The sequence below is a fragment of the Streptomyces sp. NPDC006435 genome (genome assembly GCF_040612315.1).
In the GTDB taxonomy this organism is placed as follows: domain Bacteria; phylum Actinomycetota; class Actinomycetes; order Streptomycetales; family Streptomycetaceae; genus Streptomyces.
The window spans coordinates 23,122-47,800 of record NZ_JBEXPY010000020.1 but is presented as its reverse complement, the minus strand read 5'-3'; the positions used below and the strand labels follow the sequence as shown (position 1 = coordinate 47,800).

Here is a 24,679-nt window from a genome sequence, read left to right as displayed (position 1 = left end):
TGCGGGTGATCCTCGGTGCATGCGTCCCCTCCACATCGCCCTGGCCGCCCTGGTGGCCGCCGTCTGGGGTGTCAATTTCGTCGTCATCGAGATCGGCCTCGGGCACTTCCCGCCACTGCTCTTCTCGGCCCTGCGCTTCCTGGCCGCCGCGCTTCCCGCGGTCTTCTTCGTCGGCCGGCCCAAGGTGGCCTGGAAGTGGATCGTGGGCGTCGGGCTGGCCCTCGGGGTGGCGAAGTTCGGGCTGCTGTTCATCGGCATGGACCGGGGGATGCCCGCCGGCCTGTCGTCCCTCGTGCTCCAGGTCCAGGCGGTCTTCACCGCGCTCTTCGCCGCCGTCGCACTCGGCGAGCGCCCGGGGAGGGTGCGGGTGCTGGGGATGGGGGTGGCCCTCGCGGGCATCGGGGTCGCCGCGGTCGACGAGGGGGCGAACGGACCCGTGCTCGCCTTCGTCCTGGTGATCGCGGCGGCGGCCTGCTGGGGCGTGTCCAACGTACTGACCCGCAAGGCGGCCCCGCCGGACCCGCTCAACTTCATGGTCTGGGTCTCGACCGTGCCCGTGCTCCCGCTGCTCGGCCTCTCCCTCCTCTTCGAGGGCTGGGACCGCGACGCGGAGGCGCTGGCCGCACTCGACTGGAGCGGCGTCGGCATCATCGTCTACGTCGCCTGGATCACGACCGTGTTCGGCTTCGGGGCCTGGGGCTACCTGCTGAGCCGGCACCCGGCGTCGTCGGTGGCCCCGTTCACCCTGCTCGTCCCGGTCTTCGGGATGTCCTCGGCCGCACTGCTGCTGGGGGAGTCGGTGAGCCCGCTGCGGTGGTGCGCGGCGGCACTGCTGGTGGGTGGGGTGGCCCTGACGTCCCTGGCCGGAACGCGCAGGCCGCGCTCCGTACCGGTACCGGAGACCACCCCCGAAGCGGGCACGGACACCCCTCAGCCGGTCACGTCGACCGGCCGGTAGCACGGGCTCACTGCTCCCCGACCGGCGGCTGCCGGGCCAGAAACTCCTCGAACGCCGCCGCCTGCTTAGGGCTCATGTACCCCTGGCGCACATGCATGGCCCTGTCCTCCAGCCACGCCACCTCATCGGCACCCAACTGCACGGCCACGATTGCCCCACCCCGGGCAAAACTCACCCGCCGCCCGTCGGCACGCACGTACCGGGTGTAGGGCCCGTACTCCTCCGGCTCGGCCAGCGGCTCGACCCGAAGCCGCCCGACGTCCCGCACGCCCCCGTCCGCCCCCTCTTCCTCTCCCTCCCCTTCGCTCTGGGCCTCCGGCCCGGGAGAGGGAAAGGGGACACGGACCCAATGCTCCAACTCGGCGATCTTCCCCGCCGGAAGCAACACACTCACCGGCACACCCTGCTCGGTGAGCACGACGCGTTCCCCGGTGGACTCGACCAGCGAGACGAGACGCTCGTAGTCGATGGGGTCCGAGGCGTACCGGCGCTCGACAACGATCTTCACAACGTCTTCCATGACCCCGGACGCTACGGGGAGACACTGACAGAGCAGACAACTCCCGCCCCGCGGCTCGCCCTTGTCAGTATCAGTCGAAAGCGCGCACCAGGAGCCGAACCGTGCCGGCTATTCCCCGTCCGATCAGCCTGAACAGTCCTGTTTCCAGCGCCAGTTCACCGGCATCGACAGCCGTCTCCGCACGGTCCGCGCCGTGCCGACAATGAGGACAGGACCGAGGCCACCGGCGCTTTTGTCCCCCACACTTCCTGCAGTTCGTCATACCGGCCATTCTCCCTTCCTCGCCAGCACCATTGCTGCCGCTCCCCGCAGAGCGGACCACCCCCGCACGCGCGGGGACCACAGGAGGGTGCTGTTCCGGAGATCCACCACACCGGGACCACCCCCGCACGCGCGGGGACCACATGCTGCTGTCCTACGACTACTGGTGCAAGGAGGGACCACCCCCGCACGCGCGGGGACCACCCGAGCGTGTACGAGCTGAACGGCGAGTAGCAGGGACCACCCCCGCACGCGCGGGGACCACTAGACCGCGTTCTTCCCGATCAGCGCGGATCCGGGACCACCCCCGCACGCGCGGGGACCACGGGGCCAACCGACCCTGATCAGGAGGAAGAGTGGGACCACCCCCGCACGCGCGGGGACCACTCACCGACGCCCGGTTCCCGCGGCTACCGACCAGGACCACCCCCGCACGCGCGGGGACCACCGGACGGGGGCGAGGGCGGCGGTCGTCGTGTCGGGACCACCCCCGCACGCGCGGGGACCACACCGGCGTGCCGGGGCTCTCGCGGACGAAGCAGGGACCACCCCCGCACGCGCGGGGACCACCGCACCGCCGTCCGCGAGAGCACCCGGGCCATGGGACCACCCCCGCACGCGCGGGGACCACGCCGCGCCGGTCACCTGACCGCCGGTCGCGAAGGGACCACCCCCGCACGCGCGGGGACCACAACCCGATCGTGTGATCAAGGCGTACAAGATCGGGACCACCCCCGCACGCGCGGGGACCACCTCGCCCTCCCCATCACCACCGTCATCTACTGGGGACCACCCCCGCACGCGCGGGGACCACGCCCACACCGCATGAGCATGCCCGTTCACCGGGGGACCACCCCCGCACGCGCGGGGACCACCCGTCGTCGTCGCGGGCGAACGCGGGATCGGTGGGACCACCCCCGCACGCGCGGGGACCACAGTTCGTGACCTGCTGCTTTATCGCGGCAGGGTGCGATTTTTACTTACTTCCAAAGATTCCGACATGGTGCCTAAAAGGGGCATTCTGTTCAAGTGTTAGGTGGAGACGCGTGTGGAGCGATTATCTCAGTCCGAACCGCTCGGCCGGGTGAAATCGACCTGCGCATGAAGGTGTTCGAGGAGCTGGGGCAGTTGGCCGTGCGCGGGATGGAGGTCCAGGCCCTTGGCGTGAGAGTGGTCGACGCGCTCTGCTGGTCCTGGACGGATGGCGCGTCCATATCCATGCTCAGGGCGAAAGCGACATGGGGTCAGGAGTGGTGGGCGTCGGTTGGTTGAGGGTTGAAGTCGCGGACCTCGGCGTGGGATCAGCATGTGCAAGAACCGCTTGCGCGACGGCCGACATGCAGAACCGCTCGATGGTCTTGAGGGCCGGGATGTGCAAGATAGAGGGCATCCCTGCGTGCGAGGCTTCTGCTTTGTCTCGTTTCCTGCTCGGCTTCGGCCAGAACAGGGGCGGTTTCGTTTGCCCGCATAGGATGCGCCCCATGATTCGTGCAGCGGTGTTCGATGTCGGTGAGTGTCTGGTGGACGAGACTCGCGAGTACGGCACCTGGGCCGATTGGCTCGGTGTGCCGCGGCACACGTTCGCCGCCATGTTCGGCGCTGTCATCGCCCAAGGGCGGGACTATCGGGAGACGTTCCAGGAGTTCCGTCCGGGCTTCGACCTCTACGAGGAGCGCGAGAAGCGTGCGCGGGCCGGGCGGGCGGAGCACTTCGACGAGACCGACCTGTACCCCGATGTCCGCCCGGCCCTCGCACAGCTTCGAGCCGCTGGGCTGTGGCTCGGCATTGCGGGGAACCAGACCGTCCGCGCCGGGGGAATCCTGCGGGAGTTGTTCACCGACGACGTCGACCTGATCGGTACCTCGGACGACTGGGGCGCCAGCAAGCCCGACCCCGAATTCTTCGTACGGGTGGCCGAAGCCGTCCCGTACGAGCCCGGAGAGATCCTGTACGTCGGCGACCGCGTCGACAACGACCTGCGCCCCGCCGTCGCCGCCGGAATGCATACCGCGCTGATCCATCGCGGGCCATGGGGCACGATCCAGTGGCACACGGCCGAGGCTCGTGAGCTGCCGACGTTCCGCATCGAGTCACTGAGTGAACTGGCCGGGTTTATCGCGAAGTTCAACGAGCGAGCGCACTGACCGTCGTCGACCACCCGTACAGTCGATCGTCCAGGTCCCGCACGCACTGCTCGTGCTGGTGCGGGGCCAGGGACCGGCGTACCTCCCGGACACGGTCCATGCCCATCGCGTACCAGGTGATCTCCAGCTGATCGAGGGCCAGGCGCGCGTACTCGCATGCTTGATCAGGGTTTCCTGCCGCCGCTTCGACTGCGGCGAGATCGCCGTAGACGACGGTGCGTTGCTTGTCCTCGGTGGCCGGCAGCTCTTCGATGACCCCGAGCAGTGTTGTCCGGGCCTGGGGCAGATGGCCTGCCTTCAACTGGATGTTTCCCTTGAACGCTGCGAGCCGCACAGCGGTGAACCAGTCCAACCACTGGGGTGTCGCGTGCTCAGAACCTGCGGCGAGGGTGTCTTCGGCGTGTCCGATCAGGTGCAGGGCGGTTCGGGTGTTGCCGCACCTGGTCTCGCATTCGGCCTCCACCGCGTCCAGCCACGCCAGCAGGTCGGCCGAGGCGTGGCCTCGGCGGGCGTATGTGCGGGCGGCCACCATGCGTTCCGCAGCTGCTTCCCTCTCTCCCTCCCATGCCGGAATGAACGCGGAGTGGGCGAGGATCGCGCTTCCGAGCAGCGGATCATCCGCCTGTCCGGCAGCCTGGAGTGCGAGCAGGAGTGTCTTTCCTGCTCGGTCCCCTTCGCGAAGGTCGAAGAACTCGATGCGTCCGGCCAGAAGGTACGACTCGGCGAGTGCCGCAGCGACAGCACGGCGGGTCTGCCCGGCTGTTTCGGTCAGCAGTGTGCATCCGAGAGTGGCGTGAGCAACGGCTGCAGGGTGCAGGGTGGCGGGCGCGACGGACCAGTACAGGCGTCGATGCGAACGAGTCACCGACTCGAAGTCCGCTGCTACGGAAGCTGGTTGAACGACAGTTGCGGACTGCATCGGCACGGTGGCCAGCCCGGCAGCGGCCACGGACGCACCGGCCAGGGAACGCCGTACAGGGTCTGGCCGGTCCCGGCCGACCGGAGGCGTGAACCCGAGCGATTCCATGTCCTGCCCGAGCAACTCGGTGAGAGCCTGCTGGAGGTCCGGATGAGGCCACGGCGGGTTCTCGGACTCCCAGCGCCGGACCTGTCGGACGCCGACGCCGAGGGCGGTGGCCAGCTCCTGTTGGGAGCGGTAGCCCGCGGCGTGGCGAGCTGATCGGAGACGGATGTTGCTTGCGGGCTGCGACATGCGGAACCTCCATGACGGTCTCTCACATCAGTGTCATGCCAGGCCCTTCCAGATGCCAGCTATCACCCTTACGACGGCATGAAAGCCCTCTTCTGTGTCGGGAAAAGACCTCTGAAAGTCCTCGCTGAGGATCCTGGTGAGGGCCAGTCTTGGTGTACTGCCAGCACGGGGCCCCAAGGAGTCACAGCGATGAACCCACCTGATGTCCGTACTGCAAGAGCTTGCCGCCTCGAAAAGGTCGGCCGCACCTGGGATGCGATCCGGGTTCCCCGCAGTGTCGGGCTCGACGCACTCGCCGTTCTCGGCAGCCGGTCCGGAGCCGTCCTCGAAGACCCTCTGTCGGCCGCGTTGTATTGGTTTGTCCCGCTGGGGAAGGCTGCCGGGTGGGACGTGGCCGGCACTCGTGTACTTGGCGATGGCGCCCAATTGGTCATCCCGCCGGACAGGCGCACCCAGGGGCCTGGCCCCTGCTGGCGCGTCTGTCCGACTACCGAGGTGTGGACGACGGAGCCCGCAGCCCTGCAAGCCGCGCTCGAAGATGCGGCTTGTCCTCGCTCGGGAACGGTGTGATGGCCATCTCCGTACCGGACCGGACACCGGCGGGTGAGGTCGGCGATACCGAGTACCGCACTCTGTTGGGCCACACCTGTGCGTGCGCTGCCTGCCGACGCGCGCCGTGTTCGGTTGCGACCCGGCTCACCCGGGCGTGGCGGGAGGCCCGCCGATGAGGTGCGATCGCTGCCAACAACCCATGGCGCCGGGGGAGTCGAGGACGTACGACATGCCCGGTGCGACTGGTCCCGGCGCCACGGTCCGCGTTCATGACCGGCCGTGCTCGCTGCCCGCCTTGGCGAGGCCGGCACCGTACCCACGCGATTGGAAGCCCTGACGACGATGACGGCCAAGGTGTACGAGGTCGGCCAGCGGGGCGCTCGGAGCAGTCACCGGAGACGGGCCGACCCCACACGTGCAGGGATCACAGGGCTATCAGGACCACCTCGTACGGCCCTACGGGGCCACCCCCGCACGCGCGGGGACCACCCGTCCCGCCCAACCCCCGGTCGGACGCGTGCTGGACCCAGGGACCACCCCCGCACGCGCGGGGACCACCCGCTCTTCGTGGGAGCCCAGGCGGAGCGGAAGGGACCACCCCCGCACGCGCGGGGACCACTCGATCGCCAGCGGGGCCGTGGGCAGTTGAGGGGGACCACCCCCGCACGCGCGGGGACCACGTCGTCGGCGCGCTGATCGTCGGCGGCGTGATGGGACTACCCCCGCACGCGCGGGGACCACCTCGGAGGTGAAAGCGGCGACCTTTTCACCAAGGGACCACCCCCGCACGCGCGGGGACCACCCGCCCGGGATGCGCGCGGAGTACAAGGTCTGGGGACCACCCCCGCACGCGCGGGGACCACTGTTCGAGCTGAGCGGGGCGATGCGAGGAAGCGGGACCACCCCCGCACGCGCGGGGACCACGCGATCTCGACGGCCCCTTGCGGCACGTCACCGGGACCACCCCCGCACGCGCGGGGACCACGGCGACATCGAGGGCGCCGGGGACGTGGCGGTGGGACCACCCCCGCACGCGCGGGGACCACTCGTCGTCCAGGGCCTCGGCCGACCCGTCGCTGGGACCACCCCCGCACGCGCGGGGACCACGAGAAGAACCGCAAGGCAGCTGCTCGTGAGTTGGGACCACCCCCGCACGCGCGGGGACCACACGCCCGCAACGACGATCGGGTCCGCCGCCTGGGGACCACCCCCGCACGCGCGGGGACCACGCCCGGCTGGCCGTGGATGAGCCCTGGGACATGGGACCACCCCCGCACGCGCGGGGACCACAGTTCGTGACCTGCGGCTTCATAGCGGCAGGGAGTGATTTTTACTTACTTTCAAAAATTCCGGCATAGTGCCTAAAAGGTAGATTCTTTTTGGGTGGTAGGTAGAGGTCTGTGTGGAGCGATTATCTCAGGTCGCCTTCACCGCAACAGCCGCTCCTCATGGCCGAACTCACTCCGCAAGCTGAAGGTTTGGACCTTCTCCGCAGCAGGGCGGAATGTCCCAACCTCGTGGGGAGCACCACTGCGAAGCCACCCGGTTCCACACCGAGCGCGGAGCACCTCCGCACGCGCGGGGACTACGAACGACCCCTCCTTGCCCTGATCGTCAACCAGGGGCCACCCCCGCAAGCGCGGGGAACCTCATCCCTCACAAGCGGCCCCGGTCTTCCCCCTTCGGAGGCCGGGTCGCCGCGTTGTCGGATCAGGGGCGCCAGAACTCCTCGGTGGGCCGCCACGGCTCCGGAGCAGATGGCAGCGCACTGGACGGCGGGAGGCGAACACGCTCCGCCGCGTTCCGGGGGCCAGTCTCCTCCAGGGCCGCGGCACGGTCTTCGGCTACGCCGGAAGGAACCCACTGGTGCCCGTCCCACTCCAGCATCCCGCGCGGCGCAGCCGGGTCGACGTGACCACCTCGCGCGGGGCCCTCACCGAGAGGAACTGCCCTGCGTGCACCGCGCGCGGGTCGGTGGGCATCCCGGTGTGCGGCCCACTCGTCCAACGGATCGTCATTCACGGGGCTCCCCTTCCCTGCTCGTGATCGTCCAGTCTGCGCAGTCCCGGGCAAAAAATTCTCGCCCGGTCACAAGGTGAGGGTCCAGCCCCCACGGGACAGAGTCGTCGTCCCGTCCGGTGCGATGGCCACCCGTGCTCCGTAGACGGGCAGTTCACCGTTCTCGATCCAGTGCCAGCGGATCTGGTCCAGGAGGTCGTACAGGCGGCGCGGGCCACCCTGGTGAACGGTCGCCGTGCGGGTATCCGGCGTGGTCTCGGCGCGCGCCCAGGAGCCGTCCGTGTGCAGCATCCACGACGTCCGGGTGCCGTTGTCGTCGATACCGGTCCGATGCTCGATGCCGGGGGCGTGCAGGGTGAGGGCCGACCACACCTCCCAGGCCTGCATGACGTCGAGCACCGGGAACGGCGAGACATCGACGTCCTCGCCCTCCTGGGCACGGATCTTCTGGAACAGGGCGTCGAGTCGAGGCGGGTAGTCGGCACCGGACCGGGTCTGCATGAACGCCGCCCGGTCCCACTCGATCCGGCCGGTGGCCCCGCCGTCGTCGGTCTTGTCGGCGGTCAGGATCAGCCCGGTTCCCGCGATGGTCGTCACCAGGCGTCCCTCCGGCCGAAGCGCGGACAGCCAGGATGTGGGGATGCGGGGCACGGACACCATGGAGACGATCCGGTCGTACTCGTCGGGCAGTTCCTCCGTCGCGTCCTGGGCGACCACCATCGGGCGGCGCCCGATGGAGGCGAGGCGGTCGGCGGCCGCCTCGGTCAGGTAGCGGTCGACGTCCACGGTGGTCACGGCGCTGTCCCCGAGCCGTGCGCACGCCAGCGCGGAGCTGTAGCCGGTGCCGGTTCCGACATCGAGGAGGCGGTGTCCTTCGCTCAGTTCCCCGAGCGTGAGCATGCTGACCACGAGGCTCGGCAGTGTGCTGGACGAGGTGGGTGCCCCGGTCACCGGCCGGGGACCGGCCCGGTCGGCGTGGTGCGGGCCGACCTGGGTAACGAGGGTCTGGTCCGTGTACGCGGCCCTCGTCCACGTTTCCTCGTCCGCGGGCCCATCGGTCCGCGTCCATCCCTCGGGGCCCGCGGTGAACCAGGCCGGCACACACAGATGCCGGGGCGTGTCCGCGACCGGCTGGTACCAGGGGGAGGACGGGCGCACCGCCGTGCGGGCCAGTGCGGCAGCCTGCGGTTTCCAGTCCATCAGGTGCTTACTCCTTGCAGTTCGTCGGCGATTGCTGCGGCGATCGGAAGGCCGGTCGCCCCTTGGATCCAGTCCCACTGCCCGCACGGATTCACCTCCAGGAACCACCATCGGCCACCGGGGTCGACGATGAAGTCGGCGGCCCCATAGGAGAGATGCAGCCGGTCCATCAGGAGGCGCATCCCTGCGGCGATGTCCTCGGGAACGTCCGTCGTGCTGTAGGTCAGCGAACCGTAGTCGGACCGCCAGTCCACGTGCGCGGCCTCGCTTCCCGCGTGGACTTCGGCGGCGAACATCCGCTCCCCGACGACCGTCAGCCGGACCTCGTGGCTCTTGCCGATCCAGGCCTGGAACAGGTGGGCGGTGGTCTCGATGCCGCGCAGGTCGGCGAGGTCCTCCGTGGTGAGGAGCCGGGTGTAGACGGTCTTCAGCCGGCCGTCCTCGATCAGCACCGGCGACGGCACGGGCTTGCAGATCAGCGGGCCGTGAACGGCTGCCGCGAAGTCGCGGACCGCCTGCGGGCGGTTCGTGATCAGCGTGGGCGGGATCCGCAGCCCGGACGCCCGGGCCGCTTCGAGCTGCACCGGCTTGTACTCGGCGCGGGCCATGAACGTCGGGTGGTTGACCCACCGGCACTCCAGGGCGGACAGCACACCGCCGAGCCCGGCACGGGCCTGAGACGCGGCGAACCGCTCCTCGGGCCCGGTCATACCGTCGGGGAACTGGAACGCCCCGGGGGCGCGGTAGTACACCGCGCCGACCCGGGACAGGTCCACCGTTCGTCGAGCGGTGACCAGTTCGCCCGCCCACCCGTGCTCTCGGGCGATCCGGGCCGTCATCCCCAAGTGCTGGGGGAAGTCCGCGGTGTCCATGCGGAACACCTCGACTTCACGGCCGGTCAACTCGGCCACGACGCGATCAGTCGGCCAGTCGTCGTCGGTCGCGATCACCAGGACGGGCAGAGACATGAGTCAGTCCTTCGGCCCTTCATCCAGCTGCGGCGGGTTGGTCATCGACCCGTCCGGCACCGTCGGCGAGTGCGTGTTGGCCATGCACGTCAGCAGGCCCCCGTCGTGGGAGATGCTGACCTGGCGGTCCCGGTCGTAGAACGCGTCCGGAACGGCAACGGCACCGGTCGAGTCCGGGACACGGGCGAATCGCAGCGCCCAGGGCCGTGTCTCCGGCTCGGACGGGCGCTCCGTGCTGAACGGCAGCCGACCGCAGGAGAGCGGGAACGCTTCCCGCGCCCGGTCCGAGGTGGCAGTCATGATTCTCCTTCTTGTTGGTGGTCGGACTCTGAACAACCCGGTCCGGGGCGGGATCCTTATGGGAAGACCGACGACCGGAGCCCTGCCCCGGACCGGGGGTTGTACCTGCCTGACGGCCAGGCCGGAAAGCATCCGAGCCGCCCGGCAGAGATCTGCGTGTTCCTCATGGCCTCTCCCGGAGGCACTGGTTCTCGACCAGGCGCTCCAGGAACGCATCGAGCGTCCAGGCCAGTTGCCGCAGGTGCCCGACAGCTTCGGAGTGGTCCTCGCCCAGCGCCGTCGACCGGGCGTCCTGTGCGCGCTTCACGAGGTCAGCGACCTCCGGATCCTGTTGGTCGACCTGCGAGGTGACCGCGAGTTGCACCATGCGCCGCAGGTGGCCGCGCAGCCGCGTCGCGAGGACTTCGGCCTCGTCCTCGCTGGGCACGTAGTTGTCGAGCACGGCCGCGACGTCGTCGAGGAGGTCACCGTCCACGCACGGCTGCCACCGCTGGACCTTGCCGAGCATCCAGTTGAGCCGGGCGGGGTCGAAGGGCTGGTCCGCCCTCCTCACGGGATGGTCCCAGCGCGGGGCAGCGGGCGACATGGTCACCGGCCCGGCCCCGAGAACACCCGGACGCCACGCATGCAGAAGAACCTGCATGCGCGCTTCAGCGTTCGCTCTCGCTCGCACGGCGCACCAGAGAGGCAGGCCGCACACGCCAACGTGTGGTCCAGCAACGTCAGGTACGTCGACTCGGCGGCCTCCTCTGTCGGCCTATCCACGGCCGTCCTCCTTCGCCTCCACCACCAGGCGCTGCCTGACGCTTCGCCGGTGGCTGCCGTAGGCGACGAGCAGCGCGACAGCATTCGGGCTGCACAGGGCTCCGGGGCCGTCCATCGGCGCGCACCAGTAGGACCTGGACAGTTCCGGCTCGGTCCGCTGCGGGTTCGGGACGCCGAGGAAGCAGCCAGGGCCGAGACACTCGGCGCCCGGTACCGAGCCGGCCCATTGCGGCAGCCGCGACATGCTCGCCGGAACGAGTACGTAGTACCGCTGGGAGGACGTGTCGATGAACACCGGACCGCCCCGGAGCACTTCCTTCAGGTAGGCGTCGATGCGCTCGGGGTCCTCGGCGTCGGCGGCAGCCTGCACGATGTCGGCCCGGATACGGACCGCGGTGAACACCGCACCGCATCGCAGGAGCGTGATGCCCTCCGCCGCCCACTGAGCGCGGGCCTCTCGCATGTCCGGGGCCGCGCTGAGCAGCCAGTGGGTGGCCGCCAACCGCCGGTCCGCACTGGAGTGCACGAATGCTCTGGGATTCAGCTCGGCCGGAGTCCGTACGTCTGCACCGTCAAGGCGGGCAATTTTCAACGCGCTGGGATCGGCTGGGAGTGACAGACGTGTCTTGTGCGAGACGAGCGGCGGCGCCGCGTCGGATTCCATCGTGTTGGGTCCTTCGGCCAGGGAGAGGGAGCACCAAGTCGCTGTGCTGTCAGGGCTGACACCCACGCGTCGACCATGGATTTGGCGAGGAAGAGGCCCCGGCCGCGAACGACACGGCGAGGCTCCGAGAAGAGATAACCGCACCGCTGCACAGCGCTGACAGGTAATTGCGGCTGTTGGCTCAGCGCGTCCGACCGGAAATTTTTACCTCCGCGCCATCGCTGGACGTTCTACCGTGGATGCATGACGGGGAATCCGCACCTTGCGGCTCGCATGGAACGTGCTGGGTTGAAGCAGGACGAGTTAGCGGACCGCCTGAACCAGCGGATCGAAGACCTGACTGGGCAGGTAGGGAAGTTGACCGACCGCCACGTTCGGAATTGGCTAACCGGAAAAACCCGATGGCCGCATGCGAGACAGCGCGTCGTACTCGAAGAAGAATTTGGAGTCACCGCGGAGGAGCTGGGCTTCATCCCTCCCCCCGGGCAAACGCCAGCACCTGCGGAGGACCCTTTGCGGCGACGCGCCTTCACCACTGCTACCGCTTCCCTGGCAGCGGCTGCCCTGCTGCCGGCCGCACCGTCAAACGGCTCCCGCCGGGTGGGCATGACCGACGCCGACCGCCTTGAGCGCAACTTCGTGGAACTCGTGCAGGCTGACAACGAGTCGGGCATAAACGTGACGCTTGAGACTCGCGCTCTGGCCCATGCTCAGCACGCACTCGATCTGCAAGCCGTCGGCCACGCAGCCACCCGCGTACGTCAGCGGCTGTACTACCTCGCTGCCGCGTTCACCGGAACCGCCCTCTGGGCGGCTGTTGACTCACGGGAACCCCAACGTGCGAGCGGCCATCTGAATCAGGCGATGAAGATGGCTGGGATGGCCGGGAGCAGCGAGATGCAGATGCGCTTGTGGGGCCACGCCGCGCTTCTGTCCTTCCAGCAACGCCACCTGCCCGACGCCCTGGCCGCGGCCGAGGCCGGGACCAGGCAGTACATCTGCCGACAGGACCCCCTTTTCCACTCTCTCGCCAGTGCCCGCCTGGCAGGCATCCAATCCGCGATCGGCAACCCCACGCTTGCCCTGCGCAGCCTGGAGAATGCCGAGAAGGCTTACGAGCGAGCAGACCAGGACAAGGTACGTGCTCCCTGGATGGCGTTCTTCGACCGAGCAGAACTGGACGGCCTGTCCGCCCTGACCCTCGGACGGCTGGGCATGCACGCAGAGAGTGAGGCCCGCCTGCACCGCACGCTGGCGCGGCTACGCCCGGAGTACCGCCGAAACCGCACCTACTACGGGCTGAACCTCGCTCTCAGCCAGCTGGCTCAGGGCGAGCTCGAACAGGCTTACGCGACAGTGCTTCCCTATCTGCCTGCACGGGGCAAGCAGATCACTGGGCGGACAGGCGACCTTCTGCAACAGTTTGGCCGAGGGCTGACCCGCACAGCCCCCAAGTCCCGCATCGCGGTCGAATGGGTCGACCGTTGTGCCGAAGGAGGAACACGCCCGTGACAGTCGACGTCGTTCACTACACAGCCAAGGACCTGCCCAACATCCGGCAGCACATCCTTGATGCTCACGTGGAAGTGCGCCAACGCGACTTCGGGCTCACAGGCCCCTTCTACGATGTGGACCGTTTCGACGAGCGGCTGGCCGCATACGCGTCCCGGCCCGGCTGGACGGCAGTGCTGGGGTATGAAGACGACGACGTCGTCGGATTCTGCTTCGGTACGACGCTGGCGCCGGACACCAAGTGGTGGAACAGCATGCTCTCACCCCTGCCTGCCACCTTGACGGCCGAAACCGGGAAGCGCACCGTCGCACTGAACGAAATCGTGGTGCGTAAGGCATGGCGAGGCCGGGGTATCGCGTGGCAACTGCATGAGGCATGGCTGTCTCCCCGGACTGAGGAGCGCGTGACACTGCTCGTCAATCCCCTCAATGGAGATGGCGCTGTCCAAGCCGTCTATGAGGCTTGGGGCTACCGAAAGCTGGGCGACCAGCAGCCGTTTGCCGACTCGCCCGTGTTCTCGGTCATGCTGCGCTCGGTCACTCCGGTTGAGGAATAGAAGTTACGTGTCCTCACGGGCGACACACGACGGATCTGCCCAGCAGGGCGGCCCACGTCTCGGTTTACGACCCGCACCGTGGCAAAACCGGGTGATGAACCGATCAGACTGGCGGGCGCCTTCGCAGAGGCCAAGCAGGGGCGCTGGGCAACACCCACATGAAAGAGAGTCGGCCGGTGACGGGACCGTCCACCGACTGTACGAGTCGTGGGGATACCGCGATCTCGGGCAGAGCCGGCCGTCACCGGCGTCGCCAGTGCTCACCTCGCCGTGATGATTCGCTCCACCTGCTGACCTGCCAGCCTCTGCTGGGCCACCCGCTGTCAGGCACGAACCGCTGTTGCTCCAGGCGAAGGCACACCTCGGAGGTGCACGTCATATGGCGGACCCATCGGGCGGAACAGCCCACGAAAAGGCGGACGCTCGTACGCGTGGGACCACCACTGGGCGAAGGGGCAGGACTCGGACAACCCAGGACCACCCCCGCACGTGCGGGGACCACGCCAGCCAGGTCGGCAGCGCGGTCCGCAACCTGGGACCCCCCCGCACGCGCGGGGACCACTTCCGGTGTGAGCGATGCTGAGGCTACAGGGCGGGACCACCCCCGCACGCGCGGGGACCACCGGAGTCCACACACCGGCGGGAGATCCACGTCGGGACCACCCCCGCACGCGCGGGGACCACCGGAGTCCACACACCGGCGGGAGATCCACGTCGGGACCACCCCCGCACGCGCGGGGACCACAACGGCGCCGGGGAAGTCGTCGACCCACGTGAGGGACCACCCCCGCACGCGCGGGGACCACCGAGGGACCGGCATCACCGCTCGGCTCGCATCGGGACCACCCCCGCACGCGCGGGGACCACTTCCGGGTCCGCGGCCTGCCGGTCGAGGAGCTGGGACCACCCCCGCACGCGCGGGGACCACGTTGATTCTCCTCGGGGTCGCGGATGGAGTCCGGGACCACCCCCGCACGCGCGGGGACCACATTTCAAGGTTTCCAGGGCGACACGCCGGATTGGGACCACCCCCGCACGCGCGGGGACCACGCCACCTTGTTCCAGACCGGGACGATTCCGCCGGGACCACCCCCGCACGCGCGGGGACCACACTGCCCCTTCTGTGAAGGGTCCTGACGAAACGGGACCACCCCCGCACGCGCGGGGACCACCCGTGAGCGCGACGGCCGAAGTCGTGATCCTGGGGACCACCCCCGCACGCGCGGGGACCACCGGAACCGGGGCCGTTGCCTGTGACCTGGGCAAGGGACCACCCCCGCACGCGCGGGGACCACAGTTCGTGACCTGCGACGTTATCGCGGCAGGGTGCCGATTTTACTTACTTCCAAAAATTCCGACATGAGGGGCATAAGGGGTGCTCTCCCTGGGGGTGGATAGGGAGCCCGGGCAGAGCGATTATCTCAGGCCGCCTTCGTCTCGACAGTTCTTCCTCATGGCTGGACTCGGTCCGCAAGATGAAGGCTTGGGTCTGTTCCACAGCAGAGCGGAATGCCCCCATCCGCGCAGGGGCCCCTTCCTGGGCTGTGCCGTCATGGTTCTCTTCCAGTGGCTCGTTCGTCCGGCAGGTCAGGAAATGAGACGGCTGGTGAAGCCGTCGCGGATGAGGGACTCGTATGCGGCATGCACGTCCTCCGGGATGTCCTGGGCGATCGCGAAGCCCCGCTTCGGGTACTCGATCACCCGCTGGAGGTCGCCGACGAGCATGTCCACCACGAGCTTCTCGTCGCCAATGCTCTTGAAGTAGTCATCCAGCGCCAGCGGTTCCGACGCGCACATGATCTCGACGTCGGGCCACAGTTTGCGGGCGGTGGCAAAGGACCGCCTTTCCATGTAGGGCTTGGAGACCAGCAGTACCGACGTCGGGTGGATGCCGGCGGCTGCCAGCAGGTCGCGGGTGAGGGTGATGTTCTGGCCGGTGTTCGTGGCATTCGGCTCGACGAGGATCGCTTCGTCGGGGACGCCGAGTTCGAGAGCGTGCTCGCGGAAGTGGACGGCCTCGCCGCGGGGGAAGCGGGCTCGGGTTGTGGGGCTGTTGCCGCCGGTGAACACCAGGGTCGGGAACAGGCCGTGGTGGTAGAGGTCGGCGGAGGCCGTTGCGACGCCGAGGTCGTGGCTGCCCAGTCCGATCGCCACGTCGACGGGCCGTGGCCGGTGGCCCATGAGGTGGTAGTCCCAGATCAGTTCGGTCCGGCGTCGCTGGTCCTCGGTGATGGTCTGCTGGTTGTCGCCCACGCTGTTGTCTCCCTGGTCACCGGCTGATGGGGCCGGACTGTCCCACGTCCATACCCGGACTGGCGTGGTACGGCATCGAGGACATCCCCGACGGCCGGAGCCGGCAGGGCGTGGCGGAAAGGGTCACCGCCCCCGCGTCGCGTCCAGGCTCAGCAGGTGTTCGCGGCCTGCGGCCAGGAGGGTGGGCAGTTCTGCCGCGGTCGGGTGCCAGCGTTTTTCGTATTCCCAGCAGACCCAGCTGTCCGGGTCCAGGGTGGCCAGGCAGGCGGCCAGGGGGAGTGCCCCGGCTCCCAGGGGGAGGGGTTCGGTGTCCTCGGGGGAGGCGATGTCCTTCACCTGGACGTAGCCCAGGTACGGGGCCAGTACCGCGTGGCTCGCGGACGGGGACTCGTCCGCCAGCCAGGTGTGCATGATGTCCCACAGGGCGCCGATCCGGGCGTGGCCGACCGTTCCGACGATTCGGGCCACGTCCGCGCCGGAGCGGTGGGAGTCGTGGGTCTCCAGCAGGATGCGCACGTTGCGGTCGGTGGCGTGCGGGGCGGCGGCGGCCAGGCGGCGGGCGGCGTTCGCGTCGGCCTCGGCGGGGGGCAGGCCGCCGCCGCCCGGGAAGACCCGGACGTTCTCCGCGCCCAGGTCGTGCGCCAGGTCCACCAGCCCGGCCAGCTCCTCCAGCACGGGCGCGTCGTCGCCCTCGGCGGCGGCCCTGACGTACCCGGCGACGGTCAGGATCCGCACGCCGCCCTTCTCGAACTCCTCGACCACGGCGGCCCGTTCGGAGGCGGAGAGGCCCGGGTGCACCGGTTCCTCCGGGTGCGCCCGCAGCTCCACCCCCTGGTAACCGTGGTCGACGGCGAGGCGGACGACGTCGGCGATGGGCAGCCCCGGCACTCCGAGGGTGGAGAAGGCGAACTTCACCTGCATGGTCCTTCCGTCGGCGGCGTCCTGCCCCCGGGGCTCAGCAGGGCTCCCGGAGCAGCTGCTCCAGACTACCCAGCAGCCTCAGCGCGTCCGCACGCTGACGCGGCCCCAGCCCCGTGCCGAGCCCCTGCGCGCCGGTGGCGGCCGGGGCGTACGACGCCATCCGCAGCGCCGCCGCGGCCTGCCGGGCGAACATGGCGAGCAGGTCCAGTTCCCGCATGTCCGTCCGGGCGCGCGGCGACGGGTCGAGCACCTCCAGTACGCCGAGCACCCGCCCGTCGCTGATCAGCGGGGCCGCCATCAGGGAGTCGGGCACGAACTCGGTGGACTCGGCGAGCGAACGGTCGAACGAGGTGTCCCTGGTGAGGTCGTCCACCACCATCGGCTCGCCGGACGTCGCCACCCAGCCCGCGATCCCGCGGCCGGCCGGGAACCTGCGGCCCACCAGGAACTCCTCGCCCCGGCCCGACACCGCCTGGAAGACCAGCTCGTCGGCCTCCTCGTCCAGCAGGAAGACCGAACTGGCCTCCGCGCCGAAGATCGCGCGGGCCACGTCGACGATGGACTGGAGGAGCTCGCGCCGGTGCGGGTCGACCGGCGGGACCGTTTCCGCGGCGGACCCTGACGCGGACGCTGGTTCAGTTCTCGGAGTCATCGCAGACCTCTCCTGCCGGGGTGGGAAGCCGCGGACCGAACCGCACGTTGGCCGCGGAGAGATAAAGGGCGTTCTTGAGCTGGAAGGCCGTCATCCTCGGATGGGACGAGAGGAGACGCGCGCACAGTCCGCTGATGTACGGGGTCGCGAAGCTGTTCCCGGTGGTGCGGATCGAGGTGCCGCCCAGCCACGGCACCGTCACGTTCTGGCCGGGGGCGAAGAACTCCACCGGCGGTTCGGGGTTGTAGAGGTGCAGGTCCGGGTCCTCCTCCTGGTGGCTGCCCACGGAGATCACCGAGGCGAACCGCCACGGGTAGCTCTCCACCGGGGAGTTGTGCGCCGAGGCGACGACGACCGTGCGGTTGAAGTAGGCGCGGTCGGCCAGCGAGTGCAGCTCCTCGGCGAACCGGGCCCGGGTGGTGGACAACGACAGGTTCACCACGTCGAAGCCCTGCTCGACCGCCCAGCGCAACCCGGCCAGCAGCACGTCCCCGGTCCCGGAGAACCGCTCGCCCAGCACCCGTACGCTGTGCAGTTCGCACTCCGGGGCGGTCCGCCGGATGATGCCCGCGCAGGCGGTGCCGTGCCCGCAGGAGTCCCCGGTGTCGGTCGGCCGCACCTCGGTCCCGCCGGTCTCCGGGTCCTTGAGCACCACCCATGAGCCCGCGACCGGGCCGACGCCCGGATGGTCGCGTTCGACGCCCGAGTCCACCACGCAGACCCGTACGCCCCGCCCGGTGCCCGGTACGGCCCCGTTCCCCGGGCCCGGGCCCGGGTCCGCCAGGACCGCCACGTCGTCCGGTCCGCGTCCCCGCAGACTCCAGGTCAGTCCCGGTCCCGGCCCCGGTGCCGTGTCCGTGGTCGTCATCCTCAGCTCTTCTCCGTCGTGGCCGCCGCCGGTCCGGCGACGAGCCGTGCGGCCCACCGCTCGCCCGGCAGATGTCCCTTCTCCGCGAACCCCTCCCGGGCCTCCCGCGCCGCCGCCGAGGCCCCCGCCGCGTCGCCCAGCGACGCCAGCGTCCGCGCCCGGTCCAGCGACGCGGTGGCCCGTACCAGCGGGGAGTCGGTCAGCAGGGAGTCCCGCACGGCACGGTCCGCGTGGCGCAGGGCCGCCTCCGCGTTCCCGGCCCCCGCCGCCAGCCGGGCCCGCAGCCCCGCGAGGTCCACCCGGTCCGCGTGCGGCAACGACCCCTCCTCCCCGACCCCTTCGAGCCACGGACCCGTCTCGCCGGGCCGGTCGTCGTCGAGCAGCAGCCGGGCCGCCTCCAGCGCGATGGCCGGCCGCATGGACCGGGCCCCGCCGCGCTCCGCCGCCCGGTCCGCCCGGACGAGCAGGTCCAGGGCCGGGCCGGTGCACCCGAGCAGCGACTCGACCGTCGCCCGGAACACCGGGAGGAATACCTCCGCCTCCGCGTACCCCAGCTCGTCGGCCAGTTGCTCCGACTCGGCCAGGCACTCCCGGGCCCGGTCCGCCCGGTCGTGGAGCGCGTACAGCACGGCCAGCGGGCAGTTCAGCGTGGTCCGGACGGCCGGACGGCCGGCGCCGTGCGCGGCGAGCAGGTCGCGGCAGCGGGTCACCGCGACCGGTACCGGCTCCGGGCCGCGCCACAGCGAGATCCCGATGGCACCGAGCGCCGCCGCCCGCTCCGGCTCCGCCTCGGCCCGCACCGCGTGGTCCAGGGCCAGGGTCAGATCGCGGTCGGCCTCCTCGTGCCGACCCGCCAGCTGCAGCCGCTGCGCCAGCCGCAACCGGGCCCGCGCCTGCCCGACCCAGTCCCCGGCGGACTCGAAGAGCGGCAGCACCGACCGGGCCGTGGCCGACACGCTCACCGAGGCCGGGTCCAGCACCGCCAGCGCGAGCCGGGCGTGCGCGGCCTCCACCGGCGCGGTCCCGATGGCCAGCACCTGCCGCAACAGGCGCTCCCCGTCCTCGGAACGGCCGAGCGCCAGACGCACCTCGCCGAGCCGCCGCAACGCCGGTGCCGCGGCCGGGTCACCGGACGGGTACAGGGCCACGGCACGCTCCAACAGGCCCTGCGCCCAGTGCAGATCGGAACGGGCCAGGGCCTGCGCACCGGCCGAGGCGAGCGCGGCGGCGGCCCGGGCCCGCAGGGCGGCGGCCCGGTCGTCGGCCAGGCCCAGCTCGGTGCGGTACCGGTACGCCCGCTCCAGATGCCCGCCGACCGCCGCCTCGCCCGCCGCCGTCACGCTGGGCAGCTCGGACGCCCAGGCGTGCCGCTCGGCCTTGGCCCGCTTCGACAGCGAGGCGTACGCCACCTCCTGGACCAGGCCGCTGCTGAACCGGTGCCGGCCCGCGCCCGGTTCGCCGCCCGGCGCGGTCTCGACCAGCCGGCGTCCGCGCAGCCGGGCCAGCGCGCGGGCCACCCGGCCCCGGTCGTCATCCGGGACGGACCCGTCGGGGTGCGCGGCCGGGGCGGGCCGGGTCGTGCTCTCCGCCTCCCGGGCCGCCCGGGTCAGCCGGACGAGTTCCGGCGCGGTGAAGTCCCGGCCGACGACCGCGGCCAGGTCCAGGGTGGTGCGTTCGGTCCGCTCCAGCGCGCCGATCCTGGCCCCCAGCAGCGCCTGGAGGGTCGGCGGCAGGGCCGCGCCCCGTACGTCCACGTCCCGTGCCCCCTCCGGCGCCGGGCCCGACGGGACGAGGAGCTGTTCCAGGTAGAGGGGGTTTCCCTCGGCCCGGTCGTACAGGTCGTGGCCACCGGAGCCGGAGCCGGAGCCGGAGGAGTGCGGGGTACGGGGGCGGGGGATGCGAACACGGGAGTCCAGGCCGTCCGGGGCCACCCCCGGGGCCGGGCCCGTCAGTTCACGGATCAGCAGTGCGGCCTCGGCGCGCGGCAGGCCGGTCAGCGGCAGGATCCGGGCCGGGCCCGCGGCCGGGTCGGCGGCGGCCGGGGGTCCGTCCGGGCGGCCCGGACACACGATGAGCCCGCCCGCCCGGCCCAGCGGCCCGGCCAGCCGGTTCACCGTCCGCACCAGCAGCGGTTCGGCCCAGTGCCAGTCGTCGATGACCAGCAGCACCGGCCGCCGCCCCGCCGTCCGGGACAGCACGGTGACCAGCGCGGCGCACATGTCCTCGAACGGGGCGTTGGGCGTGCCGTCGTGCAGCAGACCGCCGCGCAGCAGCGCCCATGCGTCCGCCACCGCGGCCCCGGACCGTACGGACCGTCCGGACGCCCCGGCCGGTGCATCCTGAAGTGCTCCCCGAAGCGCCCCCCGCAGTGCTTCCTGCGCGACGGGCGAGCCGAGCACCTCCCGTACCGCGTCGGCCAGCGGCGCCAGGGTGCCGTGGTCCCCGTAGCTGCGGCAGCGGCCGGTGCCGACGACCGGCCGCCCGGGGCCGTCCAGGCCGGTCAGCCACTCGCGCGCCAGACGGGTCTTGCCGATCCCGGCGTCGCCGACGAGGCGGATCAGCCCCGGACCGGCCCCGCGCGCCGTGTGCTCCAGGGCCTCGTCCAGCGCCGCCCGTTCCGCGGCCCGGCCGATGAACGGCACGTCGAAACGGCGCAGCAGCTCCGGGTCGTCGGCGCCGAGCGCGATCAGCCGGTACGCGTGCACGCTGTCGGTCTTGCCCTTGAGCCGCAGCGGGCCCGTCTCCTGCACGACCACCGTCGGACCGGCGGCCTCCAGGGTCTGCGGGCCGATCAGGATCTCGCCGGCCGCCGCGTTCTGCTCCAGCCTGGCCGCCACGTTCACCGTCTCGCCCGAGATCAGCGCCTGTCGGGTGCTGGCATCCGAACTCGCCACCACCTGACCGGTGTTGACGCCGATCCGGATGTCGAGCCGGATGCCCAGGGTGGCTTCGAGCTCGGTGTTCAGCCCCGCCAGCGCCTCCCGCATGCCGAGCGCCGCGGCGAGCGCCCGCCGCGCGTCGTCCTCACGCATCACCGGCACCCCGAACACCGCCATCACGGCGTCGCCGATGAACTTCTCCGGAGTGCCGCCGTGCGCCTCGATCTGCTCGCTCATCACCGCGAAGTAGCGCAGCGTCACGGTCCGCAGGGTCTCCGGGTCCAGCAGTCCGGACAGCGCCGTGGAGCCCACCAGGTCGCAGAAGACCGCGGTGACCAGTTTGCGTTCGTCCTCCGGTGCCGCGGCGACGGGCGACGGGCACGGGGTGCCGCAGGACGGGCAGAACCGTGCGGCGGCGGGCAGCTCGTGCCGGCACGATGTGCAGTTCATCAGCGCTTCCTCTCTGCTTGGCCCGGCCGGGGCGGCGGGCCGGGTCACGGGAACCGGCCCGCCGTGCGACGGGTCCCGACGGGCAGGACCCGGGCGGCCCCGGGGGCGGTCGGCGGTCGTCGGCCGGCCCGGAGCCAGGTGGGCGGCCTCAGAACAGGGCGCCGCCCGCGATCTCGCCGTGCGCCTGCACCTCGGGCCCCACGGCGTCGAGCCGGCTCTTGATGTCGAGCAGCACGGTGAGTTCCTCCGGTGCGAGGTCGTTCAGCACCTGCCGCTGTTCGTCGGTGAGCAGATCGACGGCGAACCCGGCGCCGTACAGCACGGCGAGCCGGTCCGGTGGTTCGGTCATGTCTGGCCTTCCATCGAGACGGACCGCCCGGCTCCCCGCACCGGCGGCGCCGGTCCGGTGCGCCCGAGCCGGACGAACAACTGGGTGAGCGCGTCCGTGGTGTGCAGGGCGCTGACGGCCACGGCCGCCTCCTGGCCCCGCGACAGCGGCAACCGGTCGAGCAGCGCGTGCAGTTCGTCGGCATGGCCGTCGTCGAGCCGCGCGTGCTCGTGCACGGTGCGGAAGGCCGCGGCGGGCAGCCCGGTCAGCCGGGCCAGCCGGGGCGCGAGCCCCGCCGCCGGGGCGTGCCCCTCCAGCACGGCGATGTAACCGAGCAGCGCCACCGGGTGGTGGTGCTCGATCCAGTAGTACTGGGCCCCCGCCAGGGAGGCGACGAGCGGCGGCGGGACCGGGTCCAGCGCGGCCCCGGGGCCGCTGCCCGCCGCCGTCAGGTCCTCCAGCAACCAGGCGTCGTGCTCCGCCTCCTCCCGGATGTGCCCGTCCAGGTAGGCGGCCAGCGGCGCGCCCAGCGGGTCGCCGCGCCGGGCCAGCAGCCCGGCCCGTTCGGCGGCCCGCTCCATCAGAGGTACGGAGGCCCGGATGACCGTGTGCATCGCGCACAGGTAGGCCCGGTAGCGGGGCAGCAGCCCCTCGGGCCGCCACAGTCCGGCCGCCGATGCGCGCAACGCCGGTTCGGCGAAGGCGAGTTTGACCCGCAGCCGTTCGGAGGCCGAGAGCCCGCGCCCGCCGCCGCGCGCCCCCTGTGTCCGGGCGGCGGCGGACGGGGCGGTGTCCCGGGCGGGGCGGGATGCCCGGCCGGGAGCCGGTGGGGTCCGTCCGGGAACCGACGCCGCGAGAGGCCCCGCCGCCGGTTCCGCGGTGCGTCCCGGCGGCTGCGCTGCGGGACTCATGTCCCGACGCCTTCCGCCGCCCGGTGCGGGGGCCGGCCGCCGTCCGGGGCCGGGTACGGGGGCCGGCCGCCGTCCGCCGCGGGGCGCGGGGACCGGTCGTCGCCGTCCGGGGCCGCCACCAGGTCGGCGTACGCGGCGCAGCCGTGGCGGCGCACCAGCGTCACCGGCCCCTGGTCGTGCTGTCGGCGGGCGGCGGTCAGGTCGAGGAGCGCGCCCGCGGCGCCCGAGGCCAGGGCGTCGGCCGCGGCGACCACCTCCGGCAGTTCGCCCAGCCTCCGGCAGTCCCCGCAGTAGGAACCGGCCGGGGTGCCGGGCGACCAGCGCCGGCGCAGATGGGCCGGGCCGACCGTGCGCACGAGCCGCAGCAGCGGCGACCCGAGCGCCCGCGTCCGTACGGCGGACCAGTCGTCCCGGGCGATGTGGCCGAGCCGCAGATGGGGCGGTACGGGGCGGCGGTCCACGGTGTCCTGGTTGCAGCAGGCCAGCACCGTGCCGTCGAAGGCGACCACCGGCCAAGCGGCCATCGCGCACGGCAGCGCGCCCCCGCCGTCCGGCACGGTCCGCGCCGGACGGGCCCAGGACGCCGCCCGGCCGAACGGCCGCACCTCGTTGACCAGGGACGGCACCGTTCCGCCGAAGGTCCGGTCGATGTCCGCGGTGACGTCCGCGAGATACGGGTCGTCCTCGCCGGTCCCGGTGAGGTGGAAGCTGACCGCCACCCCCAGCTCGCGGATCTCGCGCACCGCGCGGAACACCGCGGCCCGGGGCACCTCCCGCTCGTGCGGCAGGTCGAGGCTGGCGGAGAAGTGGTCGAGCGTGCGCACCACCCGCCGCATCGGCGCCGAAAGTCCTCGGGACCGGGCGAAGAACATGCCGCTGAGCAGCGCGGTCCGGGTGCCGGCGGCCCGTGCGGAGCGGGCGAGCGAGGCCACCAGGTTTGGCCGGAGCAGCGGTTCGCCCCCGGTCAGCATCATCACGTCGGGCCGGTCGGCGGCGGCGAACGAGGAGACGAAGCGCTCCAGCGCGTCCGCCTCCGGTTCCTCCCGCACCCACGGCCCGGAGCCGGTCGAGCAGTGCGAACAGCGCAGCGGGCAGCGGCGGGTGAGGGTGACCAGCACTCCACCGGCCGGGACCGGCCGCAGTCCGACGAGTTCGGCGAGTTCCACCGGCCGCCTCCTTCGGGCGTAGGGGTGCGGCGCGCGGCCGCCGTGCGCGGGTACAGCGTCCCGCCGGGCGGTTCGGCACCGGTCCACAACCGGTTCGGAACCGGTATGGCCGCAGGCCGGACCGGGTCCGGCGGACCGCCACCAGGACCGCGAACCACCCGTACGACCCCGTCCGACCGCCGGTGAACTGCCGCGATACCGCCGCCATACCGGCGTCGAACCGTTTGCCAGGCCGGGGCTCCTAACTTTCTGGTCAGCGGCAGGCACCCGCCGACCGCAACCGGAAGAACCGGGCCCGCCCCGGAACGACCGGACCACAGAGTCGTACGAGTGGACGGAGACCACCATGGCTGAGAACACCAAGCCGGCCGGCGACGAGAACGAGACCCCCGAGGTCGAGGCGCACTCCGTGCTGGACCTCCAGGAGACCGCCGCCACCATCGAGCCCGGCACCGGCACCGGCAGCTGCGTCAGCGTCGTCAGCGTCGTCATGTCGGACCAGTAAGGGCTGACGACCGGATCGTGGCGCCACCCGGGGAAGGAAGCTTCCCCGGTGGCGCCCGGTCGGCCGAAACGGGGCGGCTCCGTGATCAGGAGACCGCCCCGCCTCGATTTTCC

General features: G+C 71.3%; 21 protein-coding genes, 1 pseudogene and 3 CRISPR repeat arrays. Of the genes and pseudogenes, 6 read left to right on the top strand and 16 right to left on the bottom strand.

Features of this window, described 5'->3' with window-relative positions; genetic code table 11:
* Positions 1–19: 19 nt before the first annotated feature.
* A complete protein-coding gene (locus tag ABZZ04_RS20410) occupies positions 20–958 on the top strand; it encodes an EamA family transporter (protein ID WP_356933614.1) in 939 nt (312 codons plus the stop codon).
* A 7-nt stretch (positions 959–965) separates the two neighbouring features.
* Here the strand turns inward: ABZZ04_RS20410 and ABZZ04_RS20405 are convergent, their stop codons facing one another.
* Positions 966–1,478, bottom strand: a complete 513-nt coding sequence (locus ABZZ04_RS20405) for a type II toxin-antitoxin system Phd/YefM family antitoxin (RefSeq protein ID WP_356933613.1) — start codon at positions 1,476–1,478, stop codon at positions 966–968.
* 314 nt (positions 1,479–1,792) lie between these two features.
* Positions 1,793–2,675: a CRISPR direct-repeat array (repeat unit 29 nt; unit sequence GGGACCACCCCCGCACGCGCGGGGACCAC).
* A gap of 545 nt (positions 2,676–3,220) precedes the next feature.
* Between ABZZ04_RS20405 and ABZZ04_RS20400 the strand changes: the two genes are divergently transcribed.
* Positions 3,221–3,883, top strand: a complete 663-nt coding sequence (locus ABZZ04_RS20400) for an HAD family hydrolase (RefSeq protein WP_356933684.1) — start codon at positions 3,221–3,223, stop codon at positions 3,881–3,883.
* On the opposite strand, the gene ABZZ04_RS20395 is transcribed toward ABZZ04_RS20400, so the two are convergent.
* The 7 genes from ABZZ04_RS20395 to ABZZ04_RS20365 form a co-directional block, all read right to left on the bottom strand.
* Complete coding sequence (locus ABZZ04_RS20395) at positions 3,864–5,096, bottom strand: helix-turn-helix transcriptional regulator (RefSeq protein WP_356933612.1); 1,233 nt, start codon at positions 5,094–5,096, stop codon at positions 3,864–3,866. The genes ABZZ04_RS20400 and ABZZ04_RS20395 overlap by 20 nt on opposite strands.
* A gap of 951 nt (positions 5,097–6,047) precedes the next feature.
* Positions 6,048–6,938: a CRISPR direct-repeat array (repeat unit 29 nt; unit sequence GGGACCACCCCCGCACGCGCGGGGACCAC).
* Between the two features lie 420 nt (positions 6,939–7,358).
* Positions 7,359–7,670, bottom strand: coding sequence for a DUF6087 family protein (locus tag ABZZ04_RS20390; RefSeq protein WP_356933611.1), 312 nt, complete (start codon positions 7,668–7,670; stop codon positions 7,359–7,361).
* Positions 7,671–7,736: 66 nt separating this feature from the next.
* Entirely contained in the window at positions 7,737–8,867 is a 1,131-nt protein-coding gene (locus ABZZ04_RS20385) for a methyltransferase domain-containing protein (protein ID WP_356933610.1), read from the bottom strand.
* A complete protein-coding gene (tgmB, locus tag ABZZ04_RS20380) occupies positions 8,867–9,835 on the bottom strand; it encodes an ATP-grasp ribosomal peptide maturase (RefSeq protein ID WP_356933609.1) in 969 nt (322 codons plus the stop codon). The genes ABZZ04_RS20385 and tgmB overlap by 1 nt, the downstream gene beginning before the upstream one ends.
* Before the next feature lie 3 nt (positions 9,836–9,838).
* Positions 9,839–10,135 (bottom strand): putative ATP-grasp-modified RiPP, encoded by a 297-nt coding sequence (gene tgmA / locus ABZZ04_RS20375; RefSeq protein ID WP_356933608.1) that lies wholly within the window; start codon positions 10,133–10,135, stop codon positions 9,839–9,841.
* 163 nt (positions 10,136–10,298) lie between these two features.
* Positions 10,299–10,688 (bottom strand): DUF6415 family natural product biosynthesis protein, encoded by a 390-nt coding sequence (locus ABZZ04_RS20370; RefSeq protein WP_356933607.1) that lies wholly within the window; start codon positions 10,686–10,688, stop codon positions 10,299–10,301.
* Between the two features lie 204 nt (positions 10,689–10,892).
* Positions 10,893–11,426 carry a hypothetical protein gene (locus ABZZ04_RS20365; RefSeq protein WP_356933606.1) on the bottom strand — a complete coding sequence of 178 codons (534 nt, stop codon included), beginning with the start codon at positions 11,424–11,426 and terminating at the stop codon, positions 10,893–10,895.
* A 381-nt stretch (positions 11,427–11,807) separates the two neighbouring features.
* Here ABZZ04_RS20365 and ABZZ04_RS20360 point away from each other — a divergent pair, with 381 nt between their 5' ends.
* From ABZZ04_RS20360 to ABZZ04_RS20350, 3 genes and pseudogenes are all read left to right on the top strand, one after another.
* A complete protein-coding gene (locus tag ABZZ04_RS20360; protein WP_356933605.1) occupies positions 11,808–13,076 on the top strand; it encodes a Tat pathway signal protein in 1,269 nt (422 codons plus the stop codon).
* Positions 13,073–13,633, top strand: coding sequence for a GNAT family N-acetyltransferase (locus ABZZ04_RS20355; protein WP_356933604.1), 561 nt, complete (start codon positions 13,073–13,075; stop codon positions 13,631–13,633). Before ABZZ04_RS20360 ends, ABZZ04_RS20355 begins: the two co-directional genes overlap by 4 nt.
* 169 nt (positions 13,634–13,802) lie before the next feature.
* Positions 13,803–13,927 (top strand): annotated as a pseudogene (locus ABZZ04_RS20350) (GNAT family N-acetyltransferase); the annotation flags it as partial.
* A gap of 118 nt (positions 13,928–14,045) precedes the next feature.
* Positions 14,046–14,928: a CRISPR direct-repeat array (repeat unit 29 nt; unit sequence GGGACCACCCCCGCACGCGCGGGGACCAC).
* 292 nt (positions 14,929–15,220) lie between these two features.
* Here the strand turns inward: ABZZ04_RS20350 and ABZZ04_RS20345 are convergent.
* From ABZZ04_RS20345 to ABZZ04_RS20310, 8 genes are all read right to left on the bottom strand, one after another.
* Positions 15,221–15,886 (bottom strand): YdcF family protein, encoded by a 666-nt coding sequence (locus ABZZ04_RS20345; RefSeq protein WP_356933603.1) that lies wholly within the window; start codon positions 15,884–15,886, stop codon positions 15,221–15,223.
* 123 nt (positions 15,887–16,009) lie between these two features.
* A complete protein-coding gene (locus ABZZ04_RS20340; RefSeq protein ID WP_356933683.1) occupies positions 16,010–16,801 on the bottom strand; it encodes a sugar phosphate isomerase/epimerase family protein in 792 nt (263 codons plus the stop codon).
* 40 nt (positions 16,802–16,841) lie between these two features.
* Positions 16,842–17,459 (bottom strand): GAF domain-containing protein, encoded by a 618-nt coding sequence (locus tag ABZZ04_RS20335; protein WP_356933602.1) that lies wholly within the window; start codon positions 17,457–17,459, stop codon positions 16,842–16,844.
* The gene (locus ABZZ04_RS20330) at positions 17,443–18,327 is read right to left on the bottom strand and encodes a S8 family serine peptidase (RefSeq protein ID WP_356933601.1); all 885 of its coding nucleotides are present in this window, start codon (positions 18,325–18,327) and stop codon (positions 17,443–17,445) included. Before ABZZ04_RS20330 ends, ABZZ04_RS20335 begins: the two co-directional genes overlap by 17 nt.
* Positions 18,328–18,329: 2 nt before the next feature.
* On the bottom strand, positions 18,330–21,656 hold the full coding sequence (locus tag ABZZ04_RS20325; RefSeq protein ID WP_356933600.1) for an adenylate/guanylate cyclase domain-containing protein: 3,327 nt from the start codon (positions 21,654–21,656) through the stop codon (positions 18,330–18,332).
* Between the two features lie 148 nt (positions 21,657–21,804).
* The gene (locus ABZZ04_RS20320; RefSeq protein WP_148836333.1) at positions 21,805–22,005 is read right to left on the bottom strand and encodes an aroma-sacti cluster domain-containing protein; all 201 of its coding nucleotides are present in this window, start codon (positions 22,003–22,005) and stop codon (positions 21,805–21,807) included.
* Positions 22,002–22,895: an iron-containing redox enzyme family protein gene (locus tag ABZZ04_RS20315; protein ID WP_356933599.1), complete on the bottom strand. Its 894-nt coding sequence runs from the start codon at positions 22,893–22,895 to the stop codon at positions 22,002–22,004. The genes ABZZ04_RS20320 and ABZZ04_RS20315 overlap by 4 nt, the downstream gene beginning before the upstream one ends.
* Complete coding sequence (locus tag ABZZ04_RS20310; RefSeq protein ID WP_356933598.1) at positions 22,892–24,061, bottom strand: radical SAM protein; 1,170 nt, start codon at positions 24,059–24,061, stop codon at positions 22,892–22,894. The genes ABZZ04_RS20315 and ABZZ04_RS20310 overlap by 4 nt, the downstream gene beginning before the upstream one ends.
* A gap of 346 nt (positions 24,062–24,407) precedes the next feature.
* Between ABZZ04_RS20310 and ABZZ04_RS20305 the strand changes: the two genes are divergently transcribed.
* Positions 24,408–24,566, top strand: coding sequence for a hypothetical protein (locus ABZZ04_RS20305; RefSeq protein ID WP_356933597.1), 159 nt, complete (start codon positions 24,408–24,410; stop codon positions 24,564–24,566).
* Positions 24,567–24,679 lie beyond the last annotated feature (113 nt).